Below are 18,792 nucleotides of genomic sequence, written 5' to 3' on the forward strand. Positions count from 1 at the left end.
GTTTCCGAATAGTCGTTGCATCAAACCGTTTTTACCTACTAAATCCTCCATACTATCACACTTATTTAGTTCTTTCTTAAGGTCAATATCTGGTATATTTAATTCTCTCATAATCATTACTCCTATCAAAAATATTTTGTAGATATTATTCCCATAATTACCAGCCACATATACAAAAAGAACGTAGGTAGATTTGTATTTACACAAATCTACCTACGTTCTCACATACAATATATTGTAATATTTATTCTTAGTGCCATAGCTCTTTTCTAGAAGTTTAAGTTCATTAATTGTCAATTGTGCTGTAAGTATCCCTCTTCTAATGTTTCTTTCTAATTCTTATAAGGCCAGGAAACTCTTCATATAAAAGATCCTTAGATTTTTCTTCATCCTTTAAAATATCGCTTAAACCTTCTACATCATCGATGAATTCCATATTATCTTCATTAAAATCTGGCCCGGTATAGTCATCTCCTACGAATTCGCATTGAGAATTATTATCACTGCTGTTATTATCCACATCATCAGCTGAAGAAGTGCTATTTTCATCCTCTATGATTTTGTCGATTTTTATTCCCCTCATATCAAAGTTACCCTGCAGACATTTATTACAATTATTACACTTTTTATTTCTATCTAAATCACATACATCGCATTCTCCACAATCATTGCAAAGTTTATTGCTGTCTAATATACAATACTTATATTTTGGCATGTATTTATCCCCTCTTTACTTTTATAAGTTTTTGCAATTGATGAATTACTACATTAAGGTATTATATCAAAATGAAAAAATATATTCAACTAAAATAAAAATATAAATATCATAAGCATTTGTAATATGAGAACATAAGTTTGATATTACTTAAAGTATATGGTATAATTCAAATAAGATTAATTTGCGAGGTGTTTATATGGCTAAACAGGATAAGCAAAGCGAAATATATGAATATATTAAAGATCAAATAAGAACAAAGGGATATCCACCTTCAGTGCGTGAAATTTGTGCTGCAGTTGGATTAAAATCAACCTCTACAGTTCATGGTCACCTGCAAAGATTGGAGAAAAAAGGTTTTATAAAAAGAGATCCTACAAAGCCTAGAGCTATTGAACTGGTGGACAGTACTGTATATAAAAAGGAAATGATAAATATTCCTATAATAGGCACTGTTACGGCCGGAACTCCTATTTTAGCAGTAGAGAATATTGAGGATACCTTTGCATTGCCTGTAAATTTTATAAAAAGCAACAATGAACTTTTTATGTTAAAGATACATGGTAAAAGTATGATTGATGCTGGTATAATGGATGAAGATTTTGCTATACTTGAGCAGACTAATTCAGCAGAAAATGGTGATATAATTGTGGCTTTAATAGAAAATGAAGCTACTATTAAAAGATTTTATAGAGAAAATGGATACATAAGATTACAACCAGAAAATAAAACTATGAAGCCTATAATAGTTAAGGATTGTAAAATAATTGGCAGGCTAGTAGGGCTGTATAGAAAGTATTAAAAGATAGGGCTATTTACCCTATCTTTTACTTTACTTGTTATCTGTATTAAGTATTTTATTAAGGGCAATTAGAATTCCTATCTTTGCATGATCAAATGTAAGCCCTCCCTGTAAATATGCAATATAAGGCTCTCTTATGGGAGCATCAGCTGATAATTCAATAGATGATCCCTGAACAAAAGCCCCTGCTGCCATTATTATCTGATCTTCATAACCTGGCATATCCCATGGCTCGCATTGAAGAAAAGAATCAACTGGTGAACCCTGCTGAATACCCTTGCAGAAATTTATAAGTTTTTCTTTATCATTAAACTTTATAGATTGAATTATATCGCTTCTCTTTTCATTATATTTTGGTAAAACTTCAAAACCTGCTAACTCCATTATCCTTGAACAAAAAATAGCACCTTTAACTGCTTCCATAGCTACATGAGGAGCAATAAATAACCCCTGAAATAGTAATCTCATAACTCCAAAAGTTGAGCCACATTCCCCTCCTATTCCTGGAATAGTAAGTCTATAGGCAGCTTGAGTAACATATTCACTCTTACCTACTATGTATCCTCCTGTTGGTGCAATCCCTCCACCAATGTTCTTTATTAAAGAACCTGCTATTAAATCCGCTCCTACATCTGTAGGTTCTATTGTATCAATAAATTCTCCATAACAGTTATCTACAAAACAAATCACATCCTTCCTTATGTTCTTAATAAAGCTAATTATTTCTTTTATTTCAGAAACTAATAGGGAATTTCTCCATCCGTAACCAGTAGATCTCTGTATGTGGACTAATTTAATGCTTTTATCTTCAATTAATGCTTCTCTTACTGCATCGAGATCTACTTTACCATTCTTTAAATCTATTTGTTTATAATTAATTCCATATTCTTTTAGAGAACCTATATTCTTATCTCCTGCTATGCCTATTATGCTATTTAGAGTATCATAAGGAGCTCCTACAATAGAAAGCATAGTATCATTAGGCCTTAGGTTTCCAAATAAAGCTGCTCCAATAGCGTGAGTACCATTTACAAAATGGGGCCTAACCAAAGCAGCCTCTGCATTAAATACTCTAGCATACACCCTATCTAATGCATCTCTGCCTATATCTCCATAACCATAGCCTGTAGAATTAGTAAAATGAGAATCACTTATTCTTTCCTCTTGAAATGCATGTAAAACTTTTAGTTGATTAAATTCTCTTATTTCATCATACTTTGCAAATTCAGGTTCTACATCATTTAAGGCTCTTTCATATAAGTCTATAACGTTATCCTTAATTTTATAAATATTTTTTAATTGTTCTTTTGTGTTTTTAATCATTTTTAAGAACCCTCCCCTATTTAATTTTATGTATTAAAACTATAACCACAATTAAATATATTATCATATAAAAAAAGAATAGGCAAAATAATTCGCCTACTCTTCTTCATTTTCTGGTGTAGAAGTAAATAATATTGCCTTAGCGGGTGTTATTGTAGAAATGGCATGCTTATATATAAGCATCTGTTGACCTTTGCAATCTAATACTACAGTAAAACTATCAAATCCTTTTACTATCCCCTTAAGCTGGAACCCATTAGTTAAATATATAGTAACATCAGTTTTATTTTTCCTGGCTCCGTTTAAAAATATATCTTGTAAATTATTAACCGCTTTGCTCATATAACTCACCCTCCATTATGTACTTTATAATATTATTCTATAAATTATAAGAAAATCCTTTTAATTCCCCAATTAATTCACCTTATGATTTATTTTTTTACTTCTTTAGTTTTCTTTATAATACTATTTACTATGTCTTCATCAGAAGAAAATTCATCTTTATTTATCCAGATAGCTCTTTTATCTTTTCTAAACCAAGTGAGCTGCCTTTTAGCGTAGTTTCTACTGCCCTTTTTAATTAGGTAAATCATTTCATCTAAAGTTATATTCCCTTGAAGATAATATAGTACTTCTTTATATCCTATACCTTTCATAGACTGCATATTCTCATTACAACCCATTTCTTTAAGCTTTTTTACTTCCTCTATAAGACCCTTTTCCAGCATTATATCCACTCTTTTATCTATTCTTTCATACAATTTAGCCCTATCCATATTTAATACAAAATAATTTATATTATAAGGAATATTATACATATCCTGTTCTGCAGAATATTCACTCATAGTCTTCCCTGTTAATTTATATACCTCTAAAGCTCTTATTACTCTTTTTAGATTATTGTAGTGTATTTTGTTGTAGGATTCTATGTCTACTTCTTTTAATAGGTTATGTACATATTCCTTACCCTTTTCATTAGCTAGGATTTCTAGATAATTTCTATACTCATCATCCTTATGTGCTTCGGTAAAGTTATAATTATATATTAAGGAATTTATATATAATCCAGTTCCACCTACTACCATAGGAAGTTTATTTTTTGCATATATTTCTTCTATAGCCTTTTCTGCATGTTCTTTAAATTCTGCAGCACTAAAACTATCCCATGGTTCTACTATATCTATAAGATAGTGCTTTATACCCTTCATTTCCATATGTTTTACCTTAGCGGAACCTATATCCATGTGCTTATAAATTTGCATAGAATCCGCGGATATGATCTCTCCATTTAATCTCTTGGCTAAAGAAATTGAAATATCAGTTTTGCCTACTGCAGTAGGACCAGCTAGTATAAATAAGTCTTTCATATCTAGTATCTCTCCCTTTACTGTATTCTCTTGAATCTTTTTTCTAATTCGTATAAAGTTATTTTTATTATTGTAGGTCTGCCATGAGGACATGTAAAAGGATCGTCTATATATCTTAAATCTTCTAAAAGGCTTTCCATTTCTTCTAGTGATAATTTATCATTAGCCTTTACTGCAGATTTGCATGCAAGCTTTGCTATTTTATTGTATTTTATATCGGTTGTATCTCCACTTCCTAAATTCTTTATATTATCAATTATTTCCATAAATAGATTATTTAATTCAGGTTTTCCAATAATAAAGGGTACTTCTCTTATACTTATAGTATTATCCCCAAAAATTTCTATATTAAAACCTGCTATTTTAAATATTTCCTTATTTTCTATATAACATGTAAAATCCTCAGGCAATAATTCTATTACTACGGGAGATAATAATATTTGAGATTTAACTCCGTCATTTTGTATATTAGATCTATATTTTTCAAAAAGTATTTTTTCGTGAGCTGCATGTTGATCTATCATATATAAATCCTCAGCACCTTCTGCTAATATATAAGTACTATGAAATTGCCCTATTATTTTAAGTTTTTCAAATTTAGCTGTAGGTACTCCTTTTGGTACATTAACTTCATCATTCTTTAATATTACTTCATCAGTATTTAAAGGTTTAGCTTTATCTTCATTAATAAAATTACTATTATAGCAGGAGTTTAATTCATAATTGTTATTTGTTAAATCATCTTTTCTGGTATACATTTTTTCTAATTTATAAAGATTTTCATCTTTTAAATCTATGGGTAGTTGAATTTTTTGAATAGATTCAAATTCAGGGTCTTGCTTTGTCCCTTGAGAAGTTAAATTACCTGTATTATTTTCCACATCTATATTAAAGGAATCTAAAAGGCTATCTCTTAAAGCTTTATGTACTCCGTTAAATACTGAAGCAAAAACCATTCTATCATCTTTAAACTTAATTTCAGTTTTTGTAGGATGTACATTAACATCAACATACTCAGGAAAAATGTCTATAAATACTATAAAAAAAGGAAACTTATTTATGGTTAAAAAGGATTTGAAGGCATTTTCCACTGCGGTGGTAATAAGTCTGTTTTTTATATATCTCTTGTTTACAAATATGCTTTGATTATTTCTACTTCCTCTGCTTATCTCTGCACTTCCTATATATCCATATATGGATAAAATATCATTGTGTTGTTCAAAGCTTGTAATATTATCTATGGTGTTCTTTCCATATATAGTTCTTATAACATCCAAAATATTTCCTGTACCATAAGTATTTAATGTGGTTTTATTGTTATTTATTAGCTTAAAAGCTATATCTGGATTAGCTAAAGCCAATCTATGGATTATATCAGATATTAGAGAAGCTTCTCTTGATGGAGATTTTAGAAATTTAAGCCTAGCAGGTACATTATAAAAAAGATCTCTAACCTCTATAACAGTACCCCTATTAGCCCCTATTTCACTTATATAATTTATTGTTCCACCATCAATGCTTATCTCTTTACCAAAGCTAAATTCTTCTACTCTGCTTCTTAAAAGAGTTTTTGATACAGAAGATATACTAGCTAAAGCTTCACCTCTAAAACCCATGGTATTTAATGCAAACACATCTTCAATTTTCTCTATTTTACTAGTAGCATGAGCTAGGAATGCCTTTTCTATATCCTCAGGGTATATACCTGAACCATCATCTGTAACTCTTATTAATTTTTCTCCCCCATCTTCAATTTCTACTGTTATGTTCTTACTCTTTGCATCTATACTGTTTTCCACTAATTCTTTAACTACAGAAAAGGGTCTTTCCACCACTTCTCCTGCAGCAATTTTATTAAAAGTATCCTTATCTAATAAATTAATTCTACCCAAATATTTCCCCACCTTTTAAATGGATCTAGCTTTTTTAACAATTTCGTACAGTTTATTAAAACCTTCAAAAGGAGTAATATTCATTACATCAATAGAGGATATTTCCTTTATTAAATTATCCTTTTGAATATCTGTAAAATCTAATTGAAAACTATCTTTTGTAGAGCTAGCATTATTATGTTCTATTATATCATTTTTAGCTTGATTATTAACTTCACTTATGGCTGTTTCTGAAGTTATATTATTTATATCAATATTATTGCTCTTATCTTTTTCTATAGAATACAATATCTCCTTTGCTCTTTTTATTACTTCTTCAGGAAGACCAGCTAGCTTTGCTACTTCTATTCCATAGGATTGATCTGCCCCTCCCCTAACTATCTTCCTTAAGAATACTATATCATTATCTATTTCCTTTACAGATACAGAGTAATTTTTTACTCCTTTAATGGTATGCTCTAATGCGGTTAATTCATGATAATGGGTAGCAAATAGAGTTTTACATTTTAAATCTTTATTATTGCATATATACTCTATAACTGCCCAGGCGATGCTTAAGCCATCAAATGTACTAGTACCCCTTCCTACCTCATCTAATAGTATTAAACTTTTATTGGTAGCGTTCTTTAATATATTTGATACTTCCCACATTTCCACCATAAAGGTACTTTTGCCTGCAGCTAAATCATCTGAAGCGCCTATCCTTGTAAATATCTTATCACATATGGATATCTTCGCCTTTTTTGCAGGAACAAAGCTGCCTATTTGAGCCATAATGACAATTAAAGCTACTTGTCTCATATATGTAGATTTACCTGCCATATTAGGCCCTGTTATAAGCAATAATTCATCTTCTGTGGTATTCAATAGAGTATCATTAGCTACGAAATTTCCTGTGGGAATCATTTTCTCTACCACAGGATGTCTGCCTTCTTCTATTAATATTTCATCCTTATTTGTAATTTCAGGCTTAGAATAATTATTTTCCAAGGCTGATGTAGCTAGTGAACTTAAGCAATCTAAATTCGCTATTATGCTAGCGGAATTTTTCATTCTATCTATATGCTTTTCAATAGAATCCCTTATGGCTACAAAAACCTCATATTCTAAATTCACTAGCTTTTCTTCTGCTCCAAGTATCTTATCCTCCATTTCCTTTAGCTCAGGGGTTATGTATCTTTCTGCATTTGCTAAAGTCTGCTTTCTTATATATCTACCTTCTGGTACAGAGGATAAATTGGATTTTGTAATCTCTATATAATAACCAAATACTTTATTGTAGCCAACCTTTAAGGACTTAATGCCTGTAAATTCCCTTTCCTTATTTTCTAAGTTTGCTATCCACTCTTTACCGTGAGTTTTTGCCCTTCTTAATTCATCTATATCCTCATTATATCCTTCTTTTATAATATTGCCTTCCTTAACAGATAAAGAAGGATTATCCACTATGGAATTATTGAGAAGCTGAAAAATATCTTTAAGATCATCTAAACCTTCATACATACTAACTAATAAGTTACTTTTAAAATTTTTAATTATGTTTTTAATGTTTGGTATCTTTTCTATAGAATTTTTAAGAGAAAGCAGTTCCTTAGCATTAACATTCTTTGAGGAAATCTTGCCAACTATTCTTTCAATATCATATATATCCTTTAGACTTTCCTTTAGATCCTCATGCAAAGATAGATTATTTAATAACTCTTCTACTGCTGCTAATCTATCCTCTATCATATTCTTATTAATTAAAGGCTGTTCAATCCATTTTCTAAGCTGTCTTCCTCCCATGGAAGTATTAGTTTTATCTAGAATCCAAAGCAGGGAACCTTTTTTGCTTTTATCTCTTATGGTTTCTGTAAGCTCAAGATTACGCCTGGTGTTTATATCAATGGATAAAAAGTCCACTATATTATAATATTGAAATTTATCTATGTGAGATAAGCAGGTCTTTTGAGTTTCTAGCATATATTTTAATAAACAGTTACTATTTTTTATTAAGCAATTAGAATAATCCTCCCTTTTAAAATCAGGAAACTGGTGTTCTAGTGTGTCTTCTAAGGAAAAATACTGTTTTCCTAACTTTGTAAACACTACATCAAATCTATCTTTTATAGTATTTACTATTTTTTCATCTGTATTTTCTTCTATTAATATTTCGCTGGGATTATATTTAGAAATTTCATCTAATAGAATAGATTCATTGTAATGACAGCTAGTAGCAGAAAATTCTCCTGTAGAAATGTCACAAAAGCATATACCACATTCTCCACTTTCATCTATATAAAAACTCATGATGTAGTTATTTTTATTTTCCTCAAGAAAAGCCGCATCTGTGTAGGTTCCAGGAGTTATTATCTTTATAATATCTCTTTTCACAATACCCTTGGCTAAGGCTGGATCTTCAAGTTGTTCACAGATGGCAACTTTATATCCTTTGCTTATCAATCTTGTTATATATGTATTAGCGGCATGGTAAGGTATTCCACACATTGGGGCTCTATTCTCAAGGCCACAATCCCTCCCTGTTAAAACCAACTCTAATTCCCTTGAAGCAATTTCTGCATCTTCAAAGAACATTTCGTAAAAATCACCAAGCCTAAAGAAAAGTATGCAATCCTTGCATTTTTCCTTAACTTCTAAATACTGCTGCATCATTGGGGTAAGTGCCAATTTCTTCACCTTCCTTATGTAATCTATAAAAAAAGCCCTATTAAAGAGCTTTTTTATATTTCTTCTCCTATTAAGGAGAAGCTTTGAGCTTTTGTTATTTTAACCATTACTAATTTTCCTATATTATCCTTATTGCCAATGAAGTTTACAAGCTTCCCTGTCCTAGTTCTGCCCGTTAATTTATCCTCATCATTTTTACTTTCTCCTTCTACTAATACTTCTACCACTTTACCGTCATATTCCTTATTTTTCTTAGCTGAAATTCTATTTACTACCTCTACTAATCTATTAAATCTATCATGTTTTACACTGTCCTTAACTTGATTCTCCATTTCATCAGCTGGAGTACCTTTTCTATTGGAGTATATAAATGTGAATGCAGAATCATACTCAACTTCTTCTATTAATGTTAAAGTATCTATAAAGTCCTCTTCACTCTCCCCAGGGAATCCAACAATTATGTCAGTAGTTAAAGCAACATTAGGAATTTTTTCTTTTATTTTCTTTACAAGAGCTAAATATTGTTCTCTATCATAATGCCTGTTCATTTTCTTTAATACTTTTGTGGAGCCTGATTGTACAGGTAAATGAATTTGCTCACATAGTTTATCACATTCTTTTACAGCATCTATTAAGTCTTCGGTTAAATCCTTAGGGTGAGAAGTCATAAATCTTATCCTGTCTATTCCCTCTATTTTGTTTATTCTTCTTAATAGATTACTAAAACTTACTGCTGGAGATAAATCTTTACCATAAGAGTTCACATTTTGACCAAGTAAAGTAATTTCTTTATATCCCTTTTTAACTAATTCCATAATTTCATGTTCTATGTCTTCAGGTTTTCTGCTTCTTTCTCTTCCCCTTACATAGGGAACAATACAATAAGTACAGAAATTATTACATCCATACATAATGGTTACGAAAGCTTTAACATTGCTCTTTCTATCTATTGGAAGCCCCTCCACTATACCTTCTTCTTTATTCCATATTTCTACTATAGATTTACCTTCATGTTTTACCCTGTTTAAATATTCAGGAAATTTGTAAGCATTATGAGTCCCAAATAATATATCCACAAAGGGATATTTCTTCATTATAGATTCTGCCATGCCTTCTTGCTGCATCATACAACCGCATACCGCTATTATAAGATTTGGATTCTTTTCTTTAAGCTTTTTTAATGCACCTAAATTTCCATATACCTTTAATTCAGCATTTTCTCTAACACAACAGGTATTAAAAATGATTATATCAGACTTTTGTCTTTCCTCTGTTCTAGAATATCCTAAGTTCTTCAGCATGCCTGATAGCTTTTCCGAATCCTCTTCATTCATCTGACAACCCCATGTTTCTATATAAAATAAACCTTTATCTTTTTCCATGTAGTTCACCTCATAAAATATTTTATCTATTTAACATTCTACATTATACTATATTTTATATTCATTATCTATTTTTTATCAAATTTTGTGATATAAATATTTAATTATCTTTAATCTTATTTTGAAATTTCTACATGTTGATTTTGTAGTAATCTTATTGTCAGAAGCAGTACTACTCTTTCAGTAATATTAGAAAAGGTTTGTTCTATAGATGATTTACAGTCTTTATTTATTGGATTTTCAAGAATGTCAGATTCAATAATTTCAGCACAAATCAATTCACAAAATACTTTTTCATTAAAGAATTCAGTTAATTTAAAGTTTTTCTCACAAATATTTTCCCCAGCTATATTTTCTTCGCAAATATCACAAACTTTAATACTTGTTTCAAGTAGTTCTACCTCATCATGAGTTATATTTGTCTTAAACTTAGGTGGGGTCTTAAATGTTATTTTAGTAGTAGATTTAAAAGGAACCTTAACTGTAGCATGCTTTAACTTCCCTCTTAATACACTTTTAGTATTATAGTCTTTAGTGGTGTATTCTATGTTTTTTTTAATAAATCCCTCTAGAAATAATATGCCATTATTGAATTTGCCATGTTCAGAATTAGGAATGAGTTTACACTGATTCAAATATACATTTTTTCTAATGTGTTTAATTTCTAATACATTCTCTTCTAATTTAAGTGAAGACTGAATAGTAATAGTTATACCACATTCTGTTAAAACCACTGGAACCTTTACTGTTACAGGCCTTGGGGTAACTTCAGACTTGCATGGACTATTCTCACAAATAGGTAATGTTTCTGAAATAACAGCTGCTTCACAATTCTCAATGGTATCTTTATCAACTGTAATTTCATGCTCTTGTTTTCCACTATGTAGCTTATTTTCATATTTTCTTGAATGGTGTCTCTTAGACATAATTTACCTCCTTATAATAATGTTGTAGATTTAACTACTTGTAACATGATACTATTTCCTAAGCAAGCCTCTAATAGGCCCTTTGGGATTAATAATGTTTTTTATGGAGTCAATTGGTATACTGAATTGAGGAATACAATAACTAAAGGCATAGGGAGAGTTCCTGTTAAGTTCATAGTAGATTACCAAGGAATCTTCTGTAAGATAAAAACTTCTATTTTTATTTATATTTGCAAACTCCTCTATTATAGGAATATTGTTATCCTTTATATTTTCTAGAATTATTTTGTTAATTATATATTCATAATCGCTTTCTTTATAAAATAAATCATCAAAATTATATATACAGGATTTTCTTATATTTATAGTTAGAGATTTTAATAAATTAAAGGTTCTGTCATCTCCAGGCAGATAGGAATAGCATTGAATAATTATACTTAATAAATTCTTTTTAAAAAGTGTAATTTTGTATTTTCCATATATATTCCTTTGTCCCAAAAATTCATCGGCTTCTTTTTTTATAAGGCTTTGTATCATATCTTCAATTAGATTATTTATTTTAGGCTTTAATTTAAACTGAGGATACATTATATCTGTATGTTCATTTTCTATTTTTTTAGCAATAACTCTATAGGATCTTTTTTTATGTGCCAATATTTATTTCCTCCTAAAAACAGACCCAAAACCTATGTTAGTAAGCTTTGGATCTGCAACATATCAATTAGCTAATATTATTTAGGCTGTACATGGATTAGTAGCTGCTATTGCAGTTAATTCTACCTGTTGGTTTTGCAATACTTTAAATGTTAAATTTATTGCCAATTTTTCAGTAATCTGCGTAAAGGTTTGTTCTGTAGGATTATGACAGGTTGAGGTTGGATTCTTGTGAATATCCAGTTCAGCAATGTCTGCTTTTACTAACTCAACAAAAGGCTTTTCATTAAAGAATTCTGTAACGAAGAAACTTTGATCGCAAGGATTTCGTCCTATTACATTGTCTGCACAAATGTCGCAGCTCTTAAGCTTATCAGTAAAGAATTCCATTTCACTTGGAGTAGTGTTTTCTGTAAAAACAGGTTGCCTAAAGAACCTAACTCTAGTAGTAACACTAAAAGGAACTTGAACAGTACATTGTCTTATATCTCCACATATATTTACACCGTTCTGACAAGTTTGAGTAGCGAATTCAATATTCTTTCTAACAAAGCCTTCTATAAAAACTATACCTGTACCTGGGCGATTGTCTTGTGAAAATGGAACAAGACGAGCTTCAGTTAAGAATACATTCTTTCTAATACGCTTAATTTCTATAGCTGGTTGGTCTAATGTGATAGTAGCATGAACTGGTATTGTTATATTTGATTCTGCAAGAACAACTGGAATCTTAACAAATACAGGTCCAGCAGAAATAACAGCAGGTGGTACACAAATTTGCTCAGTTAATGGTTCATTGCTTGTTGTAACAGATGAACAAATATTGTGTTCAGGGGATATACAGCAAGCACTATCTTCAAAATCATTATTATTCATAAAGTTATCCTCCTTTTTATCTACAGAAAGTAAGATTAGAAACATCTAATAGCTTACCTTCTGATATATATTATTCAAATCCATAGACAGTGTTACAAAAAAAGCATAATAATTAGAAGTTTTATATAATAATAAACCACCCTAATACTAATTCTACTTATAGGTGGTTCTTTAAAAATATCTATATACATATTAAAATTAACTAAAATATTAATATATTTTTACTATTTACATATTAATTAACTATAGTATAATAAATTAAAATACGGTGTGTAAATATATAGTAAATGGAGGATGAATTGATGGGGATTTCTAAAAGAATTATGGATATGAAGTTTTCAGAAATACGTAAACTAATTCCTTTTGCAAATGAAGCAAAGGAAAAGGGAATAAAGGTTTATCATTTAAATATTGGACAGCCTGATGTAAAGACACCTGAGGAATTCTTTGAAGCGGTTAATAACTATAAAGGAGAAACTTTAAAGTATGAAAATTCCCAGGGAATGATGGAGTTAATCGAAAGTATTGTAAAGTATTACAAGGAAATAAATATAGATTTTAATAAAGAGGATATTTATATAACCAATGGTGCCAGTGAAGGAATTCTATTTGCTTTAATGACCATATGTGATTTTGGTGACGAAATAATAGTGCCCGAACCTTATTATACAAATTATAATAATATTGCAAGATTAGCAGGAGTAAGCATAAAATCTTTTATGACTTTTAGGGAAGATGGTTTCCATTTAAGAAGTAAAGAAGAAATAGTAAGTCTTATAGGTGATAATACAAAGGCTATGCTTATTACTAACCCAGGCAATCCTACAGGTGTAGTTTATTCAAAGGAAGAAATTAGATTACTTTCAGATATTGCAAAGGAGAAAGATCTTTATATAATAGCAGATGAGGTATATAGGGAATTTGTATATGATGGTTTAGAATATACATCCTTTATGCATATGGAAGATATTTCAGATAGAGTAATACTTATTGATAGTATGTCTAAAAGATACAGTGCTTGTGGAGCTAGAATTGGCATGATGTGTTGTAAGAATAAAGAAATATCTAATGAATTTTTAAAGCTTTGCCAATCAAGACTAAGTGTGTCAACTTTAGATCAGGCAGGAGCGGCTAATTTAATAAATGTAAATAAAGAATATTTCTTGAAAGTAAATAAAGAATATGAAAAAAGAAGGGACATACTTTATGAAGGTTTATGTAATATACCAGGAGTAAGTTGTGAAAAGCCTTCCGGTGCATTTTATATAATTGCAGAACTTCCAGTGGAAAATTCCGATGATTTTGCTAAATGGCTTCTTACAGATTATAATTATAAAAATAAGACTGTTATGATAACTCCTGCTGCAGGCTTTTATGCTACAGAGGGATTAGGAAAGAATCAGGTTAGGCTATCCTATTGTATTAAAGGTGAAGATATAGCAGATGCTGTGATTATCCTAAAGAATGGACTGGAGGAATATAATAAAATAAGATAATATAATATAGGATAGACTTTTGGGTTTTCATATAAGTCTATCCTATATTATTGCTTTCATGTTATATTGTTCTGATACTATTTTAAAACCACATTTTTTATACATCTCTAAAGCTATCTTATTATTCCAATCTACATTTATAATTACTTTTTCAAATTTATTAATTCTAACTATTTGTAGAAGATAATTTATCAAGGCTTTACCATAACCCTTACCTCTGTAGTCCTTTAATATGCCTAAATTCACTATTATAGGTACATTGTTTTCTATTATAATTTGACCATAACCCATATATTTATTATCCTTCATTATAAAAATAGCTCCATCATCAAAATAATACTCTTGGCACTGATCAAAGTATATGTCTCTTATAGAAATAGGTATTCTAGTATCATTCTTAAATACTTCATTTTGTATGTTGCATCTAATTTTTTCTTCTTTTCCCTTTTCTAAAATTTTAAACATAACTTCATTATTTATAGAAGATGTATAACTCCCTGAAAGATTTAGCTCCATTTTAATGGTTCCACTAATTTTTCTAAAGCCAGCCTTTTCCAATTGATTTACATTATTACCATTACCTTCACAAGTATATGAGGCAGTATAACCTACTCTTAAGGTCCCTATAAGTAATGATATATATTTTTCTACATTTGATGTGCTATCAATATTTAAAGAATTTATTAAATAGGAGTTTTTATCCTGCATTGTTGCCCATATATAGCCAATATATTTCCCTTCACTAATAAGTAATGTAATATCTCTTTTTAAAAACATTTTTTGAAAAATATTGCAACTGCGGTAAAGAGCAAAAAAATCTTCATTTAATTTATTAAAATATATTCGGCTATCATTTAATAACTTTAATTGAGTTATATTATTTTTATTTAATTTAATACATTTACACATAATCTTCCTCGTAAGTATAATTTTATATTTATTAGTATAAAACTTTTAAATTTTGCAGTCAACCTTTTAATCCTTATAAGCATTTATATAGCTTATATAGTCCTCTAAAAATTTCTGTTGTAGATTATCATATCTTACCAGTTTATTTAATTTATTAATATACTTAGTTTCAGACCAAGCTTTATGTTTAAGATACCTTTTTTTGCCTAACTTCCAAAACTTATGAGGAAAAGCTATCATGGAAAGCATTGCTTCTAACTCACTTTTACTAATTTTGTTTATTTCACTATAGGCTTCTATTAATATTTTAGCCTTGTCAAAATCCCATTGATATGCTTTTTTAAACATTAATCTTCTTATAAGCTTTCCTAAATCATTTATATGAAGATCAATAATTATACTATCTAAATCAATTATATAATATTCATTATCTTTCTTGATTATATTCTGATAATAAAAGCTATCATGACATAATGTTCTTTTTTCTCCAGCTCTTCTTGAAAGCAAATAGTAATCAGAAGCATTTAACAATTGAATTGCAGCTACACCTCTATTATAGAAGCTGTCAATATAGCTTTCATATTGAGTATCAAATTCGCTTTTTATTCTCTTCTTTTCTATTATTTTTTTATATCTTTCTAAATCTGATAAGTTATTATTAAATATCCTAGGCCAATTTTTAAGATTATTTTTTACTTTTAATTTTCGTGTATCTATTTTGCTGGTAGCAATATGAAATTTAGCTAGGAATTTAACACAATTACAGGCTTCATTAATATCATTTAAGTCACATTCCTCTCCTTCAATCCATTCCGTCACATAAAAAAACATCTTTTTATCTTTAACAAAAAGATAATTGCCTTTAGTTTTGTAAAATTTAGCAGTATAATAAAAGCCGTTCCTTTCCAATTCTTCTACAAGGATATTTCCATTTATAGCTTTTTTTTGACTGTGTCTAATTTTTTTTAGACATACAGGGCCCAAATCTGTAGTTATCTTATAAGCACTTCTCACTTTAGTTATTTCTTGGACATTAAAGTTATACTTGCCTAACACCTTTTTAATCATAACTTTTTCTTTATCCGTAAGTTCATCTATATATTGAACTATTTTCCTATCACCCATAACCACCCTCCTATTAGTGTATAATAAATTATATTAATAATAGGAGAAAATATTACCTATAAATAAAAAAAGGTCATCTCATTTCGATGGCCTTTTATATATTTGATACTTTAACTGACACTGGCTGTTCAAAAATTCCTCTTTTTACCTCTGTGGCAGTCATATTTTTGGCTTTAAATTTTTCAGTTAAGTAATTACATGCATCCCATGGGTTTATAGTATCTCCACATGTAAATACATCTACTGCAGCATAGCCAAGTTCAGGCCATGTATGAATAGTAAGATGGGATTCTGAAATTATTACTACTCCGCTTACTCCTTGAGGGTTAAACTTATGAAAGGCAACTTCTCTTACTTCTGCACCAGACTTTAATGCAGAATTAACCATTGTTTTTTCTATATATTCTTTATCATCTAATATTTCCTCATCGCAACCATATATTTCTGCTAAAATGTGACGTCCTAAAGCTTTCATTCTATACTATTACCTCCTCTATTAAATGATTAACAACTAAATTTTATCAAATATATGAGAAATGTCAATATATTTACTTGTTTTTTAAAAGTATTTTATATAAAACTATGATTATTTCAATATTTCTCTTGATTACTATGGTATGTAATAAAAATCTTATTAATTGATAGCTATTTTTTGAAATAGGATAATTATGTATATTTAGCAAAAATACGTGTATCTTATTCTATAATACACGCATTTTTGCTAAAACATATATAACTTAAATATCATTTACTTCTTTTATACTTAAGCCAATTTTTTTGTTTTCTTTGTCTACATTCATAATCTTGGCTTTGATGTTTTCTCCAATTTTTAAAACATCCTCCGCCTTTTCAATTCTTTTGTGGCTTATTTGAGAGATGTGTACTAATCCATCAATTCCAGGTTCTAATTCTACAAAAGCACCGAAGGGAGCAAATCTAACTACCCTCCCTAAGACTATGCTGCCTACAGGATATTTTATATCTGCACTATTCCATGGATCATCCTGTAATTTTTTTATGCTTAAAGACAATTTCTTTTTTTCCTTATCAATATCTAAAATATATACATCTATTTTATCTCCTATTTTTAATAGATCAGATGGTTTTGAAACTCTACCCCAAGACATTTCAGTTATATGTAATAGACCATCTACTGCTCCTATTTCTATAAAAGCTCCAAAATTAGTTAATCTTTTTACTTCCCCTTTTACAACAGTATCCTTTTCTAACTTAGCCCAAGTTTCTTCTTCTTGAATTTTCTTCTCTTCTTTTAATATTTCTCTTCTTGAAGCCACTATTCTTGTGTTATTTTTAGATTCATCAAATTCTATTACATTAACAGTCAATTCTTTTCCTTTATAAGAACTCAAATCTTCTATATGATTTAGTTCTATATGAGAAGCCGGTATAAATAATCTTACTATACCATTGTATAGGGATACTAAACCTCCATTTACTGCTTCTTTCACTTTAACAGTTATTGTAGTTTTATTTTGAAATGCTTCTTTTATTTCTTTATAAGCATTTTCCCTATCTAATTCTATCACAGATATAATTGGAGGATGATTTTCCGATCCCAATCTAATTACTTTAGCTTTGATGTTTTCACCTTTTTTTAATAAACTATCTAAATCAGCATTATCTTCTTTAGTTAGTTCATTTAAAGGTAGTAGTGCATCTGATTTATATCCTATATTAACAAAAGCTTCTTTATTGCTAGTATTAATAGAGGTAACTTCCCCTTCTACTATTTTCCCTATTGATATTCGAGTATCATTTTTTTTCATATACTCTAACTGCTCATTTAATTCTAAATTTTTATCTTCGCTCATTTTAATAATAGCCTCCTTTATTATCCAATCAGGTGTTGAAGCACCTGCTGTAACACCAATTATACAATTTTTTTTGTTTATAATATTATCAGGTATCTCACCTGCATTTTCTACATGAATAGTGTTAATACAGTTTTTCTTACATATTTCAAAAAGCTTAGTGGTATTGGAACTGTTCTTGCCACCAATAATTACCATGACATCAGTTTTCTTTGATAAGTCTTCTGCTGCTTTTTGTCTAACTTTAGTAGCACTGCAAATTGTATTAAAAGCTATAATTTCTTTACATTCCTTTATTACTTTGCTTAGAACCTTTTCCCAGTGCTCTTGTTTTTCAGTAGTTTGAGATACCACACAAATTTTTTTAGGTAACTTTCCCAAGTCCCTCTCATCTCTAGAAATAATAGCGGAATTATTACACCAGCCATTGATTCCAACTACCTCTGGATGGGTTCTATCTCCTACTATAAGTATTGCATATCCTTCTGAATAATATCTTTGAACTTTCTTTTGTATGTTGGAAACATAGGTGCAGGTGGCATCAATAATTTTTAAATTCTTTTCTTTTAACTTATTTAATACATCCATAGAAATACCATGGGATCTAATAATTATTACATCATTTTCCTTTAAATTATCAATATCCTCTAATTCTATAGGGAATATATCCTTATCCTTTAAGTAATTTACTACATCATTATTATGTATTAATGGACCCAAAGTGTAGATTCTTTTATTAAAATCTTCCTTAGCTTTTATAGCCATGTCTACTGCTCTTTTTACACCATAACAAAATCCAGAATTCTTTGCTAGAATTATACCCATA

At 29.4% G+C, this 18,792-nt stretch carries 16 protein-coding genes; 2 read left to right on the forward strand and 14 right to left on the reverse strand.

All coding sequences use genetic code 11. The features are described from left to right. Window positions 1–319 precede the first annotated feature (319 nt). Window positions 320–715: a hypothetical protein gene (locus CLLI_RS06100; protein ID WP_106063332.1), complete on the reverse strand. Its 396-nt coding sequence runs from the start codon at window positions 713–715 to the stop codon at window positions 320–322. Between the two features lie 199 nt (window positions 716–914). Here CLLI_RS06100 and lexA point away from each other — a divergent pair, with 199 nt between their 5' ends. Continuing rightward, entirely contained in the window at window positions 915–1,517 is a 603-nt protein-coding gene (gene lexA / locus CLLI_RS06105) for a transcriptional repressor LexA (protein ID WP_106063333.1), read from the forward strand. A 30-nt stretch (window positions 1,518–1,547) separates the two neighbouring features. Here lexA and CLLI_RS06110 read toward each other — a convergent pair whose 3' ends face one another. The 9 genes from CLLI_RS06110 to CLLI_RS06150 form a co-directional block, all read right to left on the reverse strand. Further along, window positions 1,548–2,840, reverse strand: a complete 1,293-nt coding sequence (locus tag CLLI_RS06110; protein ID WP_106063334.1) for a methionine gamma-lyase family protein — start codon at window positions 2,838–2,840, stop codon at window positions 1,548–1,550. Window positions 2,841–2,936: 96 nt separating this feature from the next. Further along, window positions 2,937–3,182, reverse strand: a complete 246-nt coding sequence (gene hfq / locus CLLI_RS06115) for an RNA chaperone Hfq (protein WP_106063335.1) — start codon at window positions 3,180–3,182, stop codon at window positions 2,937–2,939. 89 nt (window positions 3,183–3,271) lie between these two features. Continuing rightward, entirely contained in the window at window positions 3,272–4,207 is a 936-nt protein-coding gene (gene miaA, locus CLLI_RS06120; RefSeq protein ID WP_106063336.1) for a tRNA (adenosine(37)-N6)-dimethylallyltransferase MiaA, read from the reverse strand. 17 nt (window positions 4,208–4,224) lie between these two features. Then, complete coding sequence (gene mutL / locus CLLI_RS06125) at window positions 4,225–6,099, reverse strand: DNA mismatch repair endonuclease MutL (RefSeq protein WP_106063337.1); 1,875 nt, start codon at window positions 6,097–6,099, stop codon at window positions 4,225–4,227. A gap of 15 nt (window positions 6,100–6,114) precedes the next feature. After that, on the reverse strand, window positions 6,115–8,766 hold the full coding sequence (mutS, locus tag CLLI_RS06130; protein ID WP_106063338.1) for a DNA mismatch repair protein MutS: 2,652 nt from the start codon (window positions 8,764–8,766) through the stop codon (window positions 6,115–6,117). A gap of 53 nt (window positions 8,767–8,819) precedes the next feature. Then, window positions 8,820–10,148 carry a tRNA (N6-isopentenyl adenosine(37)-C2)-methylthiotransferase MiaB gene (gene miaB / locus CLLI_RS06135; RefSeq protein ID WP_106063339.1) on the reverse strand — a complete coding sequence of 443 codons (1,329 nt, stop codon included), beginning with the start codon at window positions 10,146–10,148 and terminating at the stop codon, window positions 8,820–8,822. A gap of 116 nt (window positions 10,149–10,264) precedes the next feature. Continuing rightward, complete coding sequence (locus tag CLLI_RS06140; RefSeq protein ID WP_106063340.1) at window positions 10,265–11,074, reverse strand: CsxC family protein; 810 nt, start codon at window positions 11,072–11,074, stop codon at window positions 10,265–10,267. Window positions 11,075–11,125: 51 nt separating this feature from the next. Further along, the gene (locus tag CLLI_RS06145; protein ID WP_106063341.1) at window positions 11,126–11,728 is read right to left on the reverse strand and encodes an RsiV family protein; all 603 of its coding nucleotides are present in this window, start codon (window positions 11,726–11,728) and stop codon (window positions 11,126–11,128) included. 81 nt (window positions 11,729–11,809) lie between these two features. After that, complete coding sequence (locus CLLI_RS06150) at window positions 11,810–12,604, reverse strand: CsxC family protein (protein WP_106063342.1); 795 nt, start codon at window positions 12,602–12,604, stop codon at window positions 11,810–11,812. A gap of 302 nt (window positions 12,605–12,906) precedes the next feature. Here CLLI_RS06150 and CLLI_RS06155 point away from each other — a divergent pair, with 302 nt between their 5' ends. Then, complete coding sequence (locus tag CLLI_RS06155; RefSeq protein ID WP_106063343.1) at window positions 12,907–14,100, forward strand: pyridoxal phosphate-dependent aminotransferase; 1,194 nt, start codon at window positions 12,907–12,909, stop codon at window positions 14,098–14,100. Between the two features lie 42 nt (window positions 14,101–14,142). On the opposite strand, the gene CLLI_RS06160 is transcribed toward CLLI_RS06155, so the two are convergent. The 4 genes from CLLI_RS06160 to CLLI_RS06175 form a co-directional block, all read right to left on the reverse strand. Continuing rightward, entirely contained in the window at window positions 14,143–15,009 is an 867-nt protein-coding gene (locus CLLI_RS06160; RefSeq protein ID WP_106063344.1) for a GNAT family N-acetyltransferase, read from the reverse strand. Window positions 15,010–15,075: 66 nt separating this feature from the next. After that, window positions 15,076–16,134, reverse strand: coding sequence for a CotS family spore coat protein (locus CLLI_RS06165; protein WP_106063345.1), 1,059 nt, complete (start codon window positions 16,132–16,134; stop codon window positions 15,076–15,078). Window positions 16,135–16,228: 94 nt separating this feature from the next. Continuing rightward, window positions 16,229–16,609, reverse strand: coding sequence for an adenosylmethionine decarboxylase (gene speD / locus CLLI_RS06170; RefSeq protein WP_106063346.1), 381 nt, complete (start codon window positions 16,607–16,609; stop codon window positions 16,229–16,231). 262 nt (window positions 16,610–16,871) lie between these two features. Continuing rightward, a complete protein-coding gene (locus CLLI_RS06175; RefSeq protein ID WP_106063347.1) occupies window positions 16,872–18,791 on the reverse strand; it encodes a bifunctional 4-hydroxy-3-methylbut-2-enyl diphosphate reductase/30S ribosomal protein S1 in 1,920 nt (639 codons plus the stop codon). Window position 18,792: the final 1 nt, after the last annotated feature.

Origin of the sequence: Clostridium liquoris (genome assembly GCF_002995785.1) — a bacterium.
Taxonomy (GTDB): Bacteria; Bacillota; Clostridia; order Clostridiales; family Clostridiaceae; genus Clostridium_AO; species Clostridium_AO liquoris.

Bases quoted from the DNA above. Each gene is read 5' to 3' on its own strand.
- miaB (WP_106063339.1), bottom strand. From the start codon at position 10,148: ATGGAAAAAGATAAAGGTTTATTTTATATAGAAACATGGGGTTGTCAG.
- hfq (WP_106063335.1), bottom strand. From the start codon at position 3,182: ATGAGCAAAGCGGTTAATAATTTACAAGATATATTTTTAAACGGAGCC.
- lexA (WP_106063333.1), top strand. From the start codon at position 915: ATGGCTAAACAGGATAAGCAAAGCGAAATATATGAATATATTAAAGAT.
- CLLI_RS06165 (WP_106063345.1), bottom strand. From the start codon at position 16,134: ATGGGTGATAGGAAAATAGTTCAATATATAGATGAACTTACGGATAAA.
- speD (WP_106063346.1), bottom strand. From the start codon at position 16,609: ATGAAAGCTTTAGGACGTCACATTTTAGCAGAAATATATGGTTGCGAT.
- CLLI_RS06160 (WP_106063344.1), bottom strand. From the start codon at position 15,009: ATGTGTAAATGTATTAAATTAAATAAAAATAATATAACTCAATTAAAG.
- CLLI_RS06110 (WP_106063334.1), bottom strand. From the start codon at position 2,840: ATGATTAAAAACACAAAAGAACAATTAAAAAATATTTATAAAATTAAG.
- CLLI_RS06140 (WP_106063340.1), bottom strand. From the start codon at position 11,074: ATGTCTAAGAGACACCATTCAAGAAAATATGAAAATAAGCTACATAGT.
- miaA (WP_106063336.1), bottom strand. From the start codon at position 4,207: ATGAAAGACTTATTTATACTAGCTGGTCCTACTGCAGTAGGCAAAACT.
- CLLI_RS06150 (WP_106063342.1), bottom strand. From the start codon at position 12,604: ATGAATAATAATGATTTTGAAGATAGTGCTTGCTGTATATCCCCTGAA.
- CLLI_RS06175 (WP_106063347.1), bottom strand. From the start codon at position 18,791: ATGGGTATAATTCTAGCAAAGAATTCTGGATTTTGTTATGGTGTAAAA.
- CLLI_RS06155 (WP_106063343.1), top strand. From the start codon at position 12,907: ATGGGGATTTCTAAAAGAATTATGGATATGAAGTTTTCAGAAATACGT.
- CLLI_RS06100 (WP_106063332.1), bottom strand. From the start codon at position 715: ATGCCAAAATATAAGTATTGTATATTAGACAGCAATAAACTTTGCAAT.